The sequence below is a fragment of the Bacillus sp. FSL R5-0820 genome (assembly GCF_038593385.1).
Lineage (GTDB): Bacteria > Bacillota > Bacilli > Bacillales > Bacillaceae > Bacillus > Bacillus altitudinis.
Window position 1 is genome coordinate 537,419 of record NZ_CP151991.1, and the last position, 14,976, is coordinate 552,394.

Sequence of the window (14,976 nt, forward strand, 5' to 3'; positions counted from 1 at the left end):
TTGCCAGTTTTTTTGATACACTAAAAGAGAAGACACAGTGAGAGGATGCAAAGTATGAAGACATCTGACTTTTTATTGAAACAAATTGCGACAGAATTAAAGCTTTCAACAAAACAAATTGGAAGTGTGATCCAGCTATTAGAGGATGGCAACACCGTCCCGTTTATTGCACGTTACCGGAAAGAGCAGACAGGCTCACTAGACGAGGTGCAAATTCAAACCATTTCTGAACGCTATACATATATCCAAAATGTGACGAATCGAAAAGAAGAAGTGATTCGCTTAATCGCTGAACAAGACAAATTAACAGATGAATTAAAACAGAAGATCGAACAGGCGCATAAGCTGCAAGAGGTCGAAGATTTATATCGACCATTTAAACAAAAGCGAAAAACAAAGGCAAATGTAGCCAAAGCAAAAGGACTTGAGCCGCTGGCGGAGTATTTACTGAAGCTGCCAAACGATGAGATCGAAAAGAAAGCATCGGCTTTTATCAATGAAGAAAAAGAAGTCACAACCGCAGAAGAAGCACTGGAGGGCGCCCAGCACATCATTGCTGAACAGCTTGCGGATGATCCTGATATGCGGAAATGGATTCGCAGTGAGACGTACCAAAAGGGAAGTCTTGTCACATCAGGAAAAGACGTTGAAAACGACGAGAAAAACGTCTATGAAATGTATTACGACTATCAAGAGCCGATTAAAAAAATTGTGCCTCATCGTGTACTCGCGGTCAACCGAGGCGAGAAAGAAGGGATTTTGAAAGCAGCCATCGAACCACCTGCTGAAAATATTCGTTTCTACCTCGATAAACAAGTCTTAAAAGGCAAGCAAACGACGGCGAGGCCTTACATTGAAGCGGCCATTGATGATGCATACAAGCGCTTGATTCAGCCTTCAATTGAACGGGAAATACGAAAAGAGCTGACAGAAAAAGCAGAGGAACAAGCCATTCATATTTTCGCTGAAAACTTAAGAAAGCTCCTTCTTCAACCGCCGATGAAAGGAAAACGTGTACTTGGGGTGGACCCTGCGTTTCGTACAGGCTGTAAATTAGCCGTCGTGGATGATACAGGAAAAGTCCATCATATTGGCGTCATTTATCCGCACCCGCCTGTGCAGAAAAAAGCGGAAGCCAAACAAAAAGTGAAAGAAATCATTCAATCATCCAACATTGAAGTCATTGCGATCGGAAACGGAACAGCCTCAAGAGAGACCGAACAATTCATCGCAGACTTGATCCAAGAGCTGGACCAGCCAGTTTCATATTTGATCGTGAATGAAGCAGGGGCAAGTGTATACTCTGCATCTGCACTGGCAAGAGAAGAGTTTCCAGACTTGCAAGTCGAAGAACGAAGCGCCATTTCCATCGCCAGAAGGTTGCAGGACCCATTAGCAGAGCTCGTGAAAATAGATCCGAAGTCTGTCGGAGTAGGCCAATACCAACATGACGTGAGCCAAAAGCAATTAAACAGCTCGTTAACCTTCGTGGTGGAGACGGTCGTCAACCAAGTCGGTGTGAACGTTAATACCGCTTCACAGGCACTGCTGCAATATGTGTCAGGTCTTTCAAAAGCCGTCGCAGGGAACATCGTCAAGCGCCGCGAAGAGATTGGGAGATTCACAAGCAGAAAAGAGCTGAAGGATATCCCAAGGCTTGGTGCAAAGACTTATGAGCAGTGTATCGGCTTCCTGCGCATCACAGATGGACAAGATCCACTTGATCGCACGGGTATTCACCCTGAAAGCTATAAAGAAACAAAACAGTTCTTACGCATGATTAAGATGACGCCAGACGATCTTGGTACAGAGCAGTTAAAAGAGAAAATCGCAGAGGTCAAGTTAGACGAAGCCGCACAGCAGCTTGACATTGGTCCAATTACACTCCAGGATATCATCGATCAGCTCACAAGACCTGAGCGTGATCCGCGCGATGAAGTACCGAAACCTCTTTTGAAAACGGATGTGTTGAAATTGGAGGACTTGAAGCAAGGGATGGAGCTACAAGGAACGGTGAGAAACGTCGTAGACTTCGGCGCATTCGTTGATATTGGCGTAAAACAGGATGGTCTTGTCCACATTTCCAAGCTAAGCAATCGCTTTGTGAAGCATCCACTTGACGTCGTATCAGTCGGTGATATTGTGACCGTTTGGGTAGACTCCGTTGACCAGGCAAAAGGCAGAGTGGCTCTTTCGATGCTAAAACCAGATTAAATAAAAAACGAGGCGCACCTTAGGACGGGGTGTGCCTTGATGTGACTGAATGTTTTTTTCTATAGAAGTACCAGCATTGATTGAGCAATTTGATTTGATAATGATTTTTCTCATAAAATGCTTTCTGCATCTGATTTTTCAGCCAGTTGGGCATCGCCCATTCCTCCTTTGATCAAAACAGTGGGTGTACCTTCAATGTATGCAAAGGGGAAATTGTCCCGTTCGAGGTTTTTATAGAAAGGAACGATCTTGATTGAACGAGAGAGAGTTACAGCAGTTAACAGAAGACATTTCAGAGCAGTTCTTTGGTAAGGCGTTTCGCCATCAGGCTGTTTTTAATCCCCGTTTAAAAACGACAGGCGGGAGATATTTACTTACAACACACCATATTGAGCTAAATCGCCGATATCTTGAGGAGCATGGCAGAGACGAATTGATCGGTATCATTAAGCATGAACTATGTCATTATCACCTGCACCTTGAAGGAAAGGGCTATCAGCATCGGGACAGGGATTTTCGTGAACTCTTGCAGCAAGTAGGAGCCCCGCGCTTTTGTACCCCGCTGAAGACCGTTCAAAAGAAAAAAAGAGCGGTGACGCTTCATTATTATGTGTGCACAGGTTGCGGAAGACATTATACGAGGAAGCGCCGGTTTGACACCACGCGATATGTCTGCGGGATTTGTCACGGGAAGTTAAAAAAGGAAGGGGAAAAGGCTTGACTGTTATATTAGTATATGTTAAATTATAAAAGCCGTCGCAAATGGAGCAGGAATGAAACGTTTAAAAATTCTTGACACATTTTTCTGGCATAGATATAATGAAACATGTCTTATTATTCCGCAGTAGCTCAGTGGTAGAGCTATCGGCTGTTAACCGATCGGTCGTAGGTTCGAGTCCTACCTGCGGAGCCATAATGGAGAAGTACTCAAGTGGCTGAAGAGGCGCCCCTGCTAAGGGTGTAGGTCGCGCAAGCGGCGCGAGGGTTCAAATCCCTCCTTCTCCGCCATTATGATATGGCCCGTTGGTCAAGCGGTTAAGACACCGCCCTTTCACGGCGGTAACACGGGTTCGAATCCCGTACGGGTCATGTTTTCTTTTTATGTTGATTCGTTGGGCTATAGCCAAGCGGTAAGGCAACGGACTTTGACTCCGTCATGCGTTGGTTCGAATCCAGCTAGCCCAGCCATTTTTTTATATATGTTTTTCTGCATAGCAGATGAGCCATTAGCTCAGTTGGTAGAGCATCTGACTTTTAATCAGAGGGTCGAAGGTTCGAGTCCTTCATGGCTCACCATTGTCACGCGGGTGTGGCGGAATTGGCAGACGCGCTAGACTTAGGATCTAGTGTCTTTATGACGTGGGGGTTCAAGTCCCTTCACCCGCATTGTTTTTTCAAACAGTGCACTTATGAATATATGAGCACATCATACACGCGGTCGTGGCGGAATGGCAGACGCGCTAGGTTGAGGGCCTAGTGGGTGAATAACCCGTGGAGGTTCAAGTCCTCTCGGCCGCATCCCAATAATACCAAGGGTTTAACCACCTTTGGTATTATTTTTTTATGTAGAACATAAGGTCATGAGATAAGACTTTCTCACCAAATGGTACTATGATAGCATTGGTTCAAATTGCTTTTTGTCATAAATACTTGCTTCAACAACAACCAGTTAAAAATACAGTTGCCAGTCCAAAATCTTCTCTTGCATTTGATAATAAGGGTAATAACATTTCTGAATGATGAATTTCGATCCCGTTCGAAAAAATGGGAGCATAAATTTTAGTGATTATTGGGTGTGAATAATTCTTTACTTATCGTTCTAAAAAGGGTATGATTTAAACAGAGTTTGATATTCATGTGTTTATTTTAGAATGTTCATTCTATAATGGATTATGACGTTTGTTTTTGTTAGTATGGTTTCATTGATTTTTTTAAGGAGAATTAAAATGGCTAGAAGTAAAGAGTTCGACGAAAAAGAAGTATTAAGAAAAGCCATGAAGCTTTTCTGGGAACAGGGCTATGAAAAAACATCCATGCAAGATTTGGTGGATCATATGGGGATACACCGCAGGAGTATATATGACACATTTGGTGACAAGCGTTCATTGTTTTTAGCTTCCCTTAATCATTATGAAGAGCTCATCGTCAATGAAATGGAAGGTATCATTAGCAACACTTCATCTTTTAAACAGGCGATACGTGATGTTTTTATTTTTGTACTGAATGCCGTTGAACAATACCCGAAAGGTTGTCTATCAGTAAATGCAGCCACTGAATTATCTTTGTTGGACAATGAAATTGGGCGCATCGTTACAAAAATGTTTAACCGTACTGAAGATATGTTTAATAACCTTATAACACGAGGCCAAAATAGTGGAGAGATATCAAAAGAAATCGATTCTCAGAACACATCTCGTTTTCTACACAACAACTTGGTAGGTATAAGAGTACTTATAAAAACTAATTACAGTAAAAAAGAATTGGAAAGCATCATTACTCTAGCACTTTCAGTGTTGGACTAGCTTTCTTTTTTTGTCCATTTTAGAATGATCGTTCTAAAATTATCATGAAACAAACCGTGTCTTTAATTTCTAAGGAGGAACATAATGATGACAAAATTTAGAATTCCGGCAGAATCAGAATTTGTTGAAGCAGATGGAACTCGTTACGCATTTAGAAAATTTGGTATACAAGATGGTATACCACTAGTATTTCTTGTTCACTTTAGAGGAACGATGGAAAACTGGGATCCAGCCATGCTTGAACCTATTGCAAATAAACGTCCCGTAATCTTATTTGACAATAAAGGAGTTGGTGAGACCAGTGGACTAACGCCTGCTACAATTGCTGATATGGCAAAAGATACAGCAACATTTATAAAAACCCTTGGATTGGAACAAGTTGATATTCTTGGTTTTTCCATTGGCGGCATGGTTGCACAAGAGCTAGCTTTACAAGAAGGAGGTTTAGTAAGAAAAATTATTATGGCAGGTACTTCGCCTGAATCTGGTGTTAATCCAAATCCAGAGATTTTTGAAAGAATGAATCGGCATGGAGGAACGGAAGAAGATGGAATGAATGATTTTATGTTCTTTTTCTACGAACAAACTGAAACAAGTAAATCTGCAGGAATGGCTTCACTACAAAGAATTTTTAATCAGAAAAAAGTAAACAGTTCAGAACAAGTAAAAGAGGCACAATTACAAGCCGTTGCAAAATGGGCTAAACAAAAATCTAATCATGATTATGAATGGTTACAAAACATCAAACACCCTGTACTTGTGACTAATGGTGTTAATGATGTGATGGTACCGACTAAAAATAGTTATATTTTAGCAGAGAAATTGCCCAAAGCACAGCTGATTATATATCCTGATTCTGGTCACGGGCATCTGTTTCAATTTCCAGAACTATTTGGAAAACACGTAAATGTATTTCTTGATTCTAATTCATATTAAAAAGGGGTATTCATATGAGCAGATTATTTGAAAAAAATCGTATCGGAAACATTGATTTGAAAAATCGTATCGGTATGGCTCCGATGACTAGAAATAGAGCTTTACCAGATGGTACGCCGAGCGAATTAGCAGCAGAGTACTATGGTCAGCGTGCTTCAGTCGGTTTAATTATAAGCGAAGGAACCCAACCTTCAGATGATGGACAAGGGTACACTAATACACCTGGTATTTATACAGAAGATCATATTAAAGGGTGGAAAAAAGTAATTTCTAAAGTTCATAGTGAAGGCGGTCATATTTTTATTCAGCTTATGCATGTAGGACGTGTATCACATCCAGATAACACACCTCATCACCGCCAAGCAGTTGCACCGTCAGCTATTGCGCCTGGTGTAGAAATTTTCATGGCAGATGGAATGAAAGAAATTCCAACACCAAGAGAACTAAGTGAGCTTGAGATAAAAGATATTATCAAAGAGTTTCGTGTAGCAGCACGTTCAGCAATTGTAGCAGGTGCAGACGGAGTTGAAATTCACGGAGCGAATGGATATTTGATCCAACAATTCCTTAGTGAAAACTCCAATCATCGTCAAGATGCATATGGTGGTACGATTGAGGGGCGTTCTCGTTTCGCAATTGAAGTAGCTAAAGCAGTTATTGATGAAATAGGAGCAGAAAGAACAGGAATTCGTTTTTCTCCTCAAGGAACACTGCAAGGAATTGATGAGGGGGAAAATAGTCTTGAGATGTATCGCTATTTAATAAGTGAATTAAATAAGCTTAACCTAGCATATCTGCATTTAATGCACTTTGGAAACGAGCAATTTCTCAAAGATGTACGTCAACTATGGGATCAATCACTTCTTGTTAACCGTCCAGGTCGTCCTCTAGATCAACTGTCGTCTGATGTAGATAATAGTATTGCAGATGTTGTCACAGTAGGCACTTGGGTACTAGCTAATCCCGACTTTGTAGAGCGGATTAAATCAGGTGATCCTCTAAACGAACCTGATAAAAACACGCTCTATGCAGGAGGAAAAGAAGGTTATACAGATTATCCTTTCTTAAAATAATTGATTTAATATGACCATCCTATCTAGGGAAGGGATGGTCACATCCTTTTTTCTTAGGTTCTTTTAAAAGATACATGTGCGTTAAAAAATATAGAGAATTTTAATTAGCTTTAGCGATAGCAGACTATGGTAAAAATTAAACTGAAAATGGAGGTTTGCTATAAAATGAAAAAAACTGTTCTTATCACTGGAGTATCTGGTGGGATTGGAAAAGAGTTGGCAGATCGTTTTGCTAAGGGAGGATATAATTTAGTACTGGTGGCGCGTAGTGAGGGTAAGCTTTTTGAACTTGCAAAAGAATATCGTAAAAGGTATGGCAGTCAAGCGACGGTCATCGCCAAGGATGTGGCGTCACCCGGCGTGCCGGCGGAGATTTTTGCTGAGCTCAAGGAGAAGGGGATCGTCGTCGACTATCTTGTCAATAATGCCGGCTTCGGTTTGTACGGAACATTCCTGGAGACGCATTTAGAACAAGAGACGAATATGATTGACGTCAATATCAAGGCTTTGACTGTGATGACGAAACTGTTCTTGCCGGATATGGTTAAACGGGGCCAAGGAGGCGTGATGAATGTGGCTTCGTTGGTGGCTTTTTTTCCGGGACCTATGATGTCGGTTTACTACGCAACGAAGGCGTACGTGCTGTCGTTCACCGAGGCTTTGGAGAACGAGTTGAGCGGCACAGGAGTGACTGTGACGGCTCTATGTCCGGGACTTACGTCAACCGGCTTCGTTGATCGTTCGGGTATTAGTGAATCGAAGTTGTTCCAGAGTGGTACTATCATGGAGGCCGGGCAGGTGGCTGAGGAAGGGTACCGAGGCTTCTTACGCGGCAAGACCTTCATAATACCAGGTGCTCGCAACCGATTCATGGCATTTCTTCCGAGGTTGATGCCACGCAAAATGGTGACCCGTATGGTCAGATCCACACAGCAAAGAACAGGGCATTGACCTAATTGAGGGTGACTTGGAGTGGGGGTGTTTTATGATCTGCCATTCTAGCCAAAACCCAGAAATGGATTAAATGGATGTTGGGAGAATTGCAGAGACTTTTATAAAGACAGAAACCTAGAAATACGTGTTGTGTCATATCGATTAATGAATTAAAAATATGATTTTGAGGAGAGAATGATATGAAGTATACAGTTATTACAGGAGCAAGCTCAGGTATTGGATATGAAACAGCATTAGCATTTGCTGCTCGTGGCAAAAATCTAATTATTGTGGCTAGAAGATTAGATAAATTGGAAGAGCTTAAATCAAAAATTCAAGACAGTCATTCAGATGTAGATGTGATCATTCGTACAAGTGATTTATCTGACACAGCCAACTCATATAAACTTTATGAGAATTTAAAGGAATATCAAGTTGAGACGTGGATTAACAATGCTGGTCTTGGTGAATCTTCTTCTGTTTCGGATCAGAGTTTAAAAAAAGTAGAGTCCATGTTACGTCTTAATATCGAGTCCTTGACAATCCTTTCTACACTTTTTGTACGTGATTATTCTCATGTAGAGGGAACTCAATTAATTAACGTATCTTCTGCACTTGGATATGCAACTTATATTGGTGGTATTACCTATTCTGCATCTAAATATTTTGTAAGTGCATTTACAGAAGGGCTTGCAAAAGAACTAGAGCTTAAAAGTGCAAAAATGAAGGCAAAAGTTTTAGCACCAGCAGTGACTGAAACAGAATTTGAGAAAACTGCACAGGATGTAGAAGAATTTGATTACAAAAACTTTATGCCAATGTATCACACAGCTAAGCAAATGGCTGGTTTTATGATGGAACTTTATGACAACGATAAAGTCGTAGGTATTGTAGATGAAAGCTACAATTTCAATTTAAGAGATCAAATCTATCCAATACTAGGCGTTTAGTATCTTAACAATACACGTGAAAAACGGAGTAACCGATTAGAATGATAAATATTTAAGAATGATCGTTCTTAAAAAGGGATTGTCAAATGAAAAAGGTAATTTTGTAAGTATTTAAGGTTTAGGTGGTGGATTGATTTTAATAAAAGTTTCCCTCCACCTAAACGATTAAACATTTTAAATGATAAAAGTAACTCTATGAAAGGGTGTTAATGAAAAATGAAAACACTCATGAAAGCAGCTCAGATCACTAAGTACTCAAAAAATCTCTATGCACAAATCAATGACATTTCAATTCCAGAGATCGCTGACAATGAAGTCTTAGTAAATGTCAAAGCTGCGGCGGTCAATCCACTTGAAATATTAACAATGAGAGGAAGTGTCAAACTCATTCAAGATGGTGAATTCCCATTAACGCTAGGTAATGAATTGGCAGGAGTGATCGAAAAAGTCGGGAAAGCTGTGACAGAATTTCACGTAGGAGATGCCATCTATACACGTCTCCCTATAGAAAAGATTGGCGCCTTTGCAGAATATGCCGCAATTGATGCTGGTTCTATTGCCCTCATGCCAAAAAATTTAACCTATGTGGAAGCTGCTACAGCACCACTTGCTGGACTCACAGCGTATCAAGGCTTACATGAAGAGCTTGAGGTACAATCGGGAGAAACTGTTTTCATTCCAGGCGGATCAGGGAGTTTTGGGCAAATGGCTGTACCAATCGCAAAGGCAATGGGCTTACACGTCATTGTTAGCGGCAGTGCAGAGGCGCGCGAACGCATCTTGGAAATGGGTGCATCTCAATATTTGGATTATAGAACTGAAGACTATGTTGAATTGTTGTCGAATGTCGATTACGTGATTGATACATTGGGACCTAAAGAATTTGATCGTGAATTGAGTATCATCAAACCGGGTGGAAGATTGCTCTCTTCGGACAGGTCCGAATAAACATTTCGGGAAAGATCGAAATTTCCCGCGGTGGAAACAAATGTTATTTGCCCTTGCTGGTGCAAAGTATGAACGCAAAGCTAAAAAACAAAACGTGGAATATCGCTTTATCTTCGTTCGTTCTGACGGTGAACAACTGAAAGAGGTGACAAAAATTATTGAAGATAACAATATTGTACCAGCAATTCATCCAACCATATTCACCATAGAAAGCGTAAATGAAGCGCTAAAACTAGTCGCAAATGGACGGCCGAAAGGGAAAGTGATTGTTCGTTTTTAAAATCGAAAGAAATTGTAAAGGGTTTATTATAAACTGAATAAAACAAAAAGCTAAGGTGAAGTGAATAACCCAGTATATATAGAGCTTGTTTAAGCCCTTAATGATTGAATTTCTCATTCGTTATAATCGAAAATGCCCTTTTTTAAAAGGATTAATATGTTTGTAACAACATCAGGTACGGTTATAAATCAACAAATTGCAATTATTTCCGATTCATGCTATAATAAAAAGTAATTATTTTTGTTCGGCGTAAAGGATAGTATGAAGATTGACTTTTCGTCTTGAGGGTACTTTGGGCAAGGATAGTATAATACATTGTGTGGTAAACGCACGAGGAGGCAACAATCATGGAACAAGGTACAGTAAAATGGTTTAACGCAGAAAAAGGTTTTGGATTTATCGAACGTGAAGAAGGCGACGATGTATTCGTACATTTCTCAGCTATCCAAGGTGACGGATTCAAATCTTTAGACGAAGGTCAAAAAGTAACTTTTGACGTAGAGCAAGGTTCTCGTGGAGCTCAAGCTGCTAACGTTCAAAAAACTGCTTAATCTTCATTTTTTAAAACAGGTTCTCTACAGAGGGCCTGTTTTTTTGCATGAAAAAACCCTACTTAGCGTACAAGTAGGGAGATGGTGCAAGGTATTCGTAAAAATTTCATGCTTCAAAGGTTAGTAACAGTATATCATATTAGATTTACAAAATGCGGAATTTCCCTAAATAATTTCTTTTTCTTTACTGGTCGAAGATAGGGGGATTTGTTCGTAGAGAAAATGTATTCAAAAAATGGGGAAGCAGGTAGACAATATTAGCAGAAACTCTTGATTTGTTTTTCAGTGATTCCTTTGATGACTTCTAGCTCACTAAGTAAATAACCATGAGCATCGTCAAGCATTTTCTTTTCGCTTGCATTCAGTTTTTTTTCTTTCTTCATCCGCATGAGATCACGTACCACTTCAGCGCCTTCTAGTATGTGGCCCGTTTTTATTTTGTCTGTGTTGATTTTATATCTCTCTTTCCATGGCAATAACTTATCTGATGTTCCATTTTGGAAAGTGTGTATGATGTTCTTTAAGGCAAGTATATCTGTAACAGGTCTTATCTTTGACCTTGACATCTTCCTTGTAGGAATCATCACTTTCATATGGCTAACGGCCATCTTAATGACATAATACGATTGTTTTTCATCAGAGAATTCTTTTTCTTCTATGGCTTCAATTATACCTGCTCCGTGCATTGGATAAACAATATTATCACCAATTTGAAACATATCATCCGCCTCCATATCATGTATCTACTTTAAGGGTACCACATTTAGAGGTAAAATGATCAAATTTTTAATAATAACATGTTTATTTATTTTCTGTCAATAAATTTGGTTCTAAAAAAGTGAGATTTTTTCATGAAAATTTCGGGTGGTTTTTGATCATATCCTCAAGAATCCTTGCTACAAGAAAAACAGAATATCCATCATTAAAAAAAGACCAGACATTGAGCTGGTCTTTCCAAATAGAATCCGATCATAATGTTGAAATATCAATCACAAATCGATAACGCACATCACTATTTAGCACACGTTCATATGCTTCATCGACTTGGTTTGCGTTGATCACTTCAATTTGTGGTGCGATATTGTGAGCAGCTGCGAAATCGAGCATTTCTTGTGTTTCTTGGATGCCACCAACGAGTGAGCCGGCGATGCTGCGACGCCCCGTAATTAATGAAAACACATGGAAGTTGTCTGGCTTTGGTGGTGCACCGACGTTCACTAATGTTCCGTCAACACGAAGTAAGGACAAATAGGCATCCACGTTGATATTGGCAGAGACGGTATTGAGAATGAGATCATATTGACCGGCTAGTGTCTTAAACGTATCAGGGTCACTTGTAGCAAAATAGTCTTTTGCACCAAATGACAGTGCCTCTTCTTTTTTATTCAAAGAGCGGCTTAATACAGTCACTTCAGCGCCAAGTGCGCGTGCAAATTGAATGGCGACATGACCTAGACCGCCCATTCCGACAATCGCCACTTTTTTGCCAGGCCCAGCCTTCCAGTGTTTTAACGGAGAATACGTTGTGATGCCGGCACAGAGAAGAGGGCTGGCGACATCGAGGGAGAGCTGGTCAGGAATATTGACAACAAATCGTTCTGTCACAACAATTTTCTGACTGTAGCCGCCGTAAGTTGGTTCTCCATCATAATCGAGGTTATTATAAGTTTGAACGACTCCTTTCTTGCAATATTGCTCATCTCCATTTTGGCAATATTCACATGTACCGCAAGAATCGACAAAACAACCGACGCCTACACGATCACCAATGTTGAATTTCGTGACAGCATCCCCTACAGCTGAAACAACTCCAGTAATCTCATGACCCGGAACCATTGGGAAAATACCGCCGCCCCATTCATCAAAGGCACTGTGGATATCTGAATGACAGATCCCGCTAAACTGAATATCAATTAAAATATCATGTGGACGAAGTGCTCTTCGTTCAATGGTTGTCCGTTCAAAGTTTGCTTTTGCATGGGAAACACTTAAAACGTTTGACTGGTGCGTCTGACACATTCTTGATCATCCTTTCAAAAGTAAGATTCGGTCCTTCCTCTATACTGTACGTCTTAAAGTGAACTTTAAGTCAACATAGAACCTTCTGATCGCCTGAATTCAGGCTTTAGTATCAGCCTTGAATCAAGATTTGAGCCAAAAGTATCTTGTCTTCTCGATTAAAATGGAGATGATGGGAAAAGGGAGATCGTCAAGTAAGAGAAAGAAGAGAAGGGTGAAAACAATGAAAATAGCACAAGCAGCCAAGCAGCTCGATTTATCTACTGCTACGCTCAGGTATTATGAGAATATAGGTTTAATTAGACCGATCAGGCGTGATGAAAATGGTGTTCGTGATTATACAGAAGAAGATATTCAATGGATAGAATTTATTAAATGTATGAGAAATGCGGGTCTGTCAATTGATGCTCTTAGAGAATATACGGCTTTATTTATCGAGGGAGAGGATCGTACATTGTCCTCAAGGAAGCGTATTTTGGTCAATGAGAGAGAAAGACTCGTAGACAAACAAAAGGAAATCGAAGAAACGATTAAACGGTTAGATTACAAGATTGAAAGTTATGAAGATATTATCCACAGTTACGAACAAAAACTAGTTCATCAATTAAAAACGAGCTCTATTTAAATGAAGAAAAACCTGTGACTTGTCACAGGTTTTGTGATGTGGTTATCTTTTTGTGTAACGTACCCAATTGTAATGAGCGTAAAGTGGAGTAACACCGTTGTAGGAGCCGAGCCATTCATCGACACCTGCACCATTCCATAAGTTCATCATAATCTTTCCTGGTGTTTGAGGGATTTGAGTAGTAGCCGTATGTTTTAATTGACCGTCCACATACCATTTAATCGAGTTAGGCTGCCAGTCGAACGCATATGTGTGATAAGAGTTTGCTGCATCAAAACCAAGGTTGGCGATTTTTTCATGATTTCCGACACCATTGGTATAATAGTTAAATTGTACCTTCGTGGTATCTTTTCCGAGAAACTCAATGTCAATCTCATCCCAAGGTGTACCATCCGTCGGTCCAGTATAAGTAAAGAACGAAGATACGATCCCAATATTTTTGGCTGGTTTCATGCTGACTTCATAAAGTCCATAGCCATATGTTTGAACGGAGCGGTTTTCCCCACAGTCAAACTTATTATACGAAGGACTAGTGAGCGATAATCGCATTTCCCCTAACGACGTCATGGAGACATTGTTTGCGCGCCACGTACAGTTAAACATATTTCCATTCGAGTACCCATCAGCTTTTTGCCATAACCCGGTATTGTAATTGTTAAAGGGTTCATAGAATGATCCACCGGTTTGTGCCGAGGCACCAGCTGTAAATGTGGACAAGCTCAAGCATAACCCAGCGACAAGCAGCATCAGCATCCGTTTTACACGATAAGACATATAAGCATTCTCCTCTCCTTTTTGGAAGCGCTTTCTTAATTGATCATACATGATTCTTGTAAAATGGAAAATCGGTCTAATTTCTGATATTAAGCAGTTGAGTTTGATAGAATCTTCTCTTATTTCATGGGAATTGAGGTATCAATAGAAAAGGATCAAAAACGCCAGTAGTGTTGATTGGGTTTTTCATCCTTTACATATGTTTTCTCTTTTTCATCCCAAAATATTTATCTTATGCTGTTTACTATCTTTCTGTAACTGCGATATCTAATAAACAGTCCACAAGCTCTTTTTTTCTAGAATAGAAAGGGAAATGATCGGCATCAAGGGTATAGATGCGCTCAAAAGGTTTAGTGGCATACATTTGTCTTTGCAAGTCAATCGGAATGGAGCGATCATATGTTGTTTCAATATAGACACTGGGCACTCTTCCAAATCTTTCATTGGTTAATGAAACTTGATCTTCAAAAGGCTGAACAGGCTGTGGACGTATTTTCTTTTTAAACAATTGCAGATCTTCCTCCGAACTTTCGTTGAGCATATCCTCCGCAATGAATTCTTCCATTAATGTGATGGTCTGATTCTTTTCGTCAAACGTTGCTTTAGGACCGCCTGATGCGATATCACTAATAGCTTGTCCGTTTTCAGGAACAAATGCACAGACATATACTAGTTTTTTGATCTTGTCTGGAATGTTCTCAGCTACTTGTGAGATCACCATCCCGCTCATACTGTGTCCAACTAAAATAACGGGTTCGTCTATTTTTTCAATCGTTGTGACGACTTTGTTTACATAGCTCTCTAATGATACGTCCTGTGGAGGCGTGGCGTCTTCGCCACTGCCAGGTAAATCAATTGCTATCACTGTATGACCTTTCTGTTGAAGAGAAGGTTTTATTTGGTCCCAGCACCAGCTTCCTTGGAATGCACCATGAACGAATAGGAATGTATTCAATCCAATCACCTCTATCACTTTTTGTAACCATTATAGTTACAACAGGTGGATTAGTCAAATGATAATAAAAATCGCCAGAAAAGAATGATTGACAAAGCGGACAGTTGTCCGTAAGATAATACCGGGACAATTGTCCTAAATGAAACCTAAAGAGCCTTGATTCAAAACATACAAATAGATGTGATGTGGATGAAGC

14 protein-coding genes, 7 tRNA genes and 1 pseudogene are annotated in these 14,976 nt (G+C 40.2%); 17 read left to right on the forward strand and 5 right to left on the reverse strand.

Annotated elements, in window-relative coordinates; all coding sequences use genetic code 11:
- Positions 1-54: 54 nt before the first annotated feature.
- On the forward strand, positions 55-2,214 hold the full coding sequence (locus tag NST15_RS02625) for a Tex family protein (protein ID WP_324657753.1): 2,160 nt from the start codon (positions 55-57) through the stop codon (positions 2,212-2,214).
- A 19-nt stretch (positions 2,215-2,233) separates the two neighbouring features.
- Here the strand turns inward: NST15_RS02625 and cmpA are convergent, their stop codons facing one another.
- Positions 2,234-2,368 (reverse strand): cortex morphogenetic protein CmpA, encoded by a 135-nt coding sequence (gene cmpA / locus NST15_RS02630; protein WP_008346893.1) that lies wholly within the window; start codon positions 2,366-2,368, stop codon positions 2,234-2,236.
- 99 nt (positions 2,369-2,467) lie between these two features.
- Between cmpA and NST15_RS02635 the strand changes: the two genes are divergently transcribed.
- From NST15_RS02635 to NST15_RS02705, 15 genes and pseudogenes are all read left to right on the forward strand, one after another.
- Positions 2,468-2,935, forward strand: coding sequence for a SprT family protein (locus NST15_RS02635; RefSeq protein ID WP_342498824.1), 468 nt, complete (start codon positions 2,468-2,470; stop codon positions 2,933-2,935).
- A 117-nt stretch (positions 2,936-3,052) separates the two neighbouring features.
- A tRNA-Asn gene (locus tag NST15_RS02640) sits at positions 3,053-3,127 on the forward strand.
- A gap of 4 nt (positions 3,128-3,131) precedes the next feature.
- Positions 3,132-3,222 (forward strand) — tRNA-Ser (locus NST15_RS02645).
- A 9-nt stretch (positions 3,223-3,231) separates the two neighbouring features.
- Positions 3,232-3,303, forward strand: a tRNA-Glu gene (locus NST15_RS02650).
- A gap of 24 nt (positions 3,304-3,327) precedes the next feature.
- Positions 3,328-3,402, forward strand: a tRNA-Gln gene (locus NST15_RS02655).
- 32 nt (positions 3,403-3,434) lie between these two features.
- Positions 3,435-3,510, forward strand: a tRNA-Lys gene (locus tag NST15_RS02660).
- Between the two features lie 7 nt (positions 3,511-3,517).
- Positions 3,518-3,600: transfer RNA gene (locus NST15_RS02665), tRNA-Leu, on the forward strand.
- A gap of 48 nt (positions 3,601-3,648) precedes the next feature.
- Positions 3,649-3,732, forward strand: a tRNA-Leu gene (locus NST15_RS02670).
- A 428-nt stretch (positions 3,733-4,160) separates the two neighbouring features.
- Positions 4,161-4,736 (forward strand): TetR/AcrR family transcriptional regulator, encoded by a 576-nt coding sequence (locus NST15_RS02675; RefSeq protein ID WP_342498825.1) that lies wholly within the window; start codon positions 4,161-4,163, stop codon positions 4,734-4,736.
- 87 nt (positions 4,737-4,823) lie between these two features.
- Positions 4,824-5,672 (forward strand): alpha/beta hydrolase, encoded by an 849-nt coding sequence (locus tag NST15_RS02680; RefSeq protein ID WP_342498826.1) that lies wholly within the window; start codon positions 4,824-4,826, stop codon positions 5,670-5,672.
- Between the two features lie 14 nt (positions 5,673-5,686).
- The gene (locus NST15_RS02685; protein ID WP_342498827.1) at positions 5,687-6,745 is read left to right on the forward strand and encodes an alkene reductase; all 1,059 of its coding nucleotides are present in this window, start codon (positions 5,687-5,689) and stop codon (positions 6,743-6,745) included.
- Between the two features lie 165 nt (positions 6,746-6,910).
- Entirely contained in the window at positions 6,911-7,696 is a 786-nt protein-coding gene (locus tag NST15_RS02690; RefSeq protein WP_342498828.1) for an SDR family oxidoreductase, read from the forward strand.
- A gap of 182 nt (positions 7,697-7,878) precedes the next feature.
- Positions 7,879-8,628, forward strand: coding sequence for an SDR family NAD(P)-dependent oxidoreductase (locus tag NST15_RS02695; RefSeq protein WP_218676838.1), 750 nt, complete (start codon positions 7,879-7,881; stop codon positions 8,626-8,628).
- Between the two features lie 216 nt (positions 8,629-8,844).
- Positions 8,845-9,856: pseudogene (locus NST15_RS02700) on the forward strand (NADP-dependent oxidoreductase).
- A gap of 347 nt (positions 9,857-10,203) precedes the next feature.
- A complete protein-coding gene (locus NST15_RS02705; protein ID WP_003214229.1) occupies positions 10,204-10,407 on the forward strand; it encodes a cold-shock protein in 204 nt (67 codons plus the stop codon).
- 257 nt (positions 10,408-10,664) lie between these two features.
- Here NST15_RS02705 and NST15_RS02710 read toward each other — a convergent pair whose 3' ends face one another.
- Positions 10,665-11,126 carry a CarD family transcriptional regulator gene (locus NST15_RS02710; RefSeq protein WP_050826994.1) on the reverse strand — a complete coding sequence of 154 codons (462 nt, stop codon included), beginning with the start codon at positions 11,124-11,126 and terminating at the stop codon, positions 10,665-10,667.
- Between the two features lie 250 nt (positions 11,127-11,376).
- Complete coding sequence (locus tag NST15_RS02715; protein WP_050826995.1) at positions 11,377-12,426, reverse strand: NAD(P)-dependent alcohol dehydrogenase; 1,050 nt, start codon at positions 12,424-12,426, stop codon at positions 11,377-11,379.
- A gap of 223 nt (positions 12,427-12,649) precedes the next feature.
- Here NST15_RS02715 and NST15_RS02720 point away from each other — a divergent pair, with 223 nt between their 5' ends.
- On the forward strand, positions 12,650-13,051 hold the full coding sequence (locus tag NST15_RS02720; RefSeq protein WP_017366673.1) for a MerR family transcriptional regulator: 402 nt from the start codon (positions 12,650-12,652) through the stop codon (positions 13,049-13,051).
- A 42-nt stretch (positions 13,052-13,093) separates the two neighbouring features.
- Here the strand turns inward: NST15_RS02720 and NST15_RS02725 are convergent, their stop codons facing one another.
- Positions 13,094-13,825, reverse strand: coding sequence for a glycoside hydrolase family 16 protein (locus tag NST15_RS02725; RefSeq protein ID WP_342498829.1), 732 nt, complete (start codon positions 13,823-13,825; stop codon positions 13,094-13,096).
- A gap of 244 nt (positions 13,826-14,069) precedes the next feature.
- Entirely contained in the window at positions 14,070-14,780 is a 711-nt protein-coding gene (locus tag NST15_RS02730; protein WP_342498830.1) for an alpha/beta fold hydrolase, read from the reverse strand.
- Positions 14,781-14,976 lie beyond the last annotated feature (196 nt).

Bases quoted from the DNA above. Each gene is read 5' to 3' on its own strand.
- NST15_RS02675 (WP_342498825.1), top strand. From the start codon at position 4,161: ATGGCTAGAAGTAAAGAGTTCGACGAAAAAGAAGTATTAAGAAAAGCC.
- NST15_RS02725 (WP_342498829.1), bottom strand. From the start codon at position 13,825: ATGTCTTATCGTGTAAAACGGATGCTGATGCTGCTTGTCGCTGGGTTA.
- NST15_RS02695 (WP_218676838.1), top strand. From the start codon at position 7,879: ATGAAGTATACAGTTATTACAGGAGCAAGCTCAGGTATTGGATATGAA.
- NST15_RS02710 (WP_050826994.1), bottom strand. From the start codon at position 11,126: ATGTTTCAAATTGGTGATAATATTGTTTATCCAATGCACGGAGCAGGT.
- NST15_RS02680 (WP_342498826.1), top strand. From the start codon at position 4,824: ATGACAAAATTTAGAATTCCGGCAGAATCAGAATTTGTTGAAGCAGAT.
- NST15_RS02720 (WP_017366673.1), top strand. From the start codon at position 12,650: ATGAAAATAGCACAAGCAGCCAAGCAGCTCGATTTATCTACTGCTACG.
- NST15_RS02685 (WP_342498827.1), top strand. From the start codon at position 5,687: ATGAGCAGATTATTTGAAAAAAATCGTATCGGAAACATTGATTTGAAA.
- NST15_RS02705 (WP_003214229.1), top strand. From the start codon at position 10,204: ATGGAACAAGGTACAGTAAAATGGTTTAACGCAGAAAAAGGTTTTGGA.
- NST15_RS02690 (WP_342498828.1), top strand. From the start codon at position 6,911: ATGAAAAAAACTGTTCTTATCACTGGAGTATCTGGTGGGATTGGAAAA.
- NST15_RS02715 (WP_050826995.1), bottom strand. From the start codon at position 12,426: ATGTGTCAGACGCACCAGTCAAACGTTTTAAGTGTTTCCCATGCAAAA.
- cmpA (WP_008346893.1), bottom strand. From the start codon at position 2,368: ATGCCCAACTGGCTGAAAAATCAGATGCAGAAAGCATTTTATGAGAAA.
- NST15_RS02625 (WP_324657753.1), top strand. From the start codon at position 55: ATGAAGACATCTGACTTTTTATTGAAACAAATTGCGACAGAATTAAAG.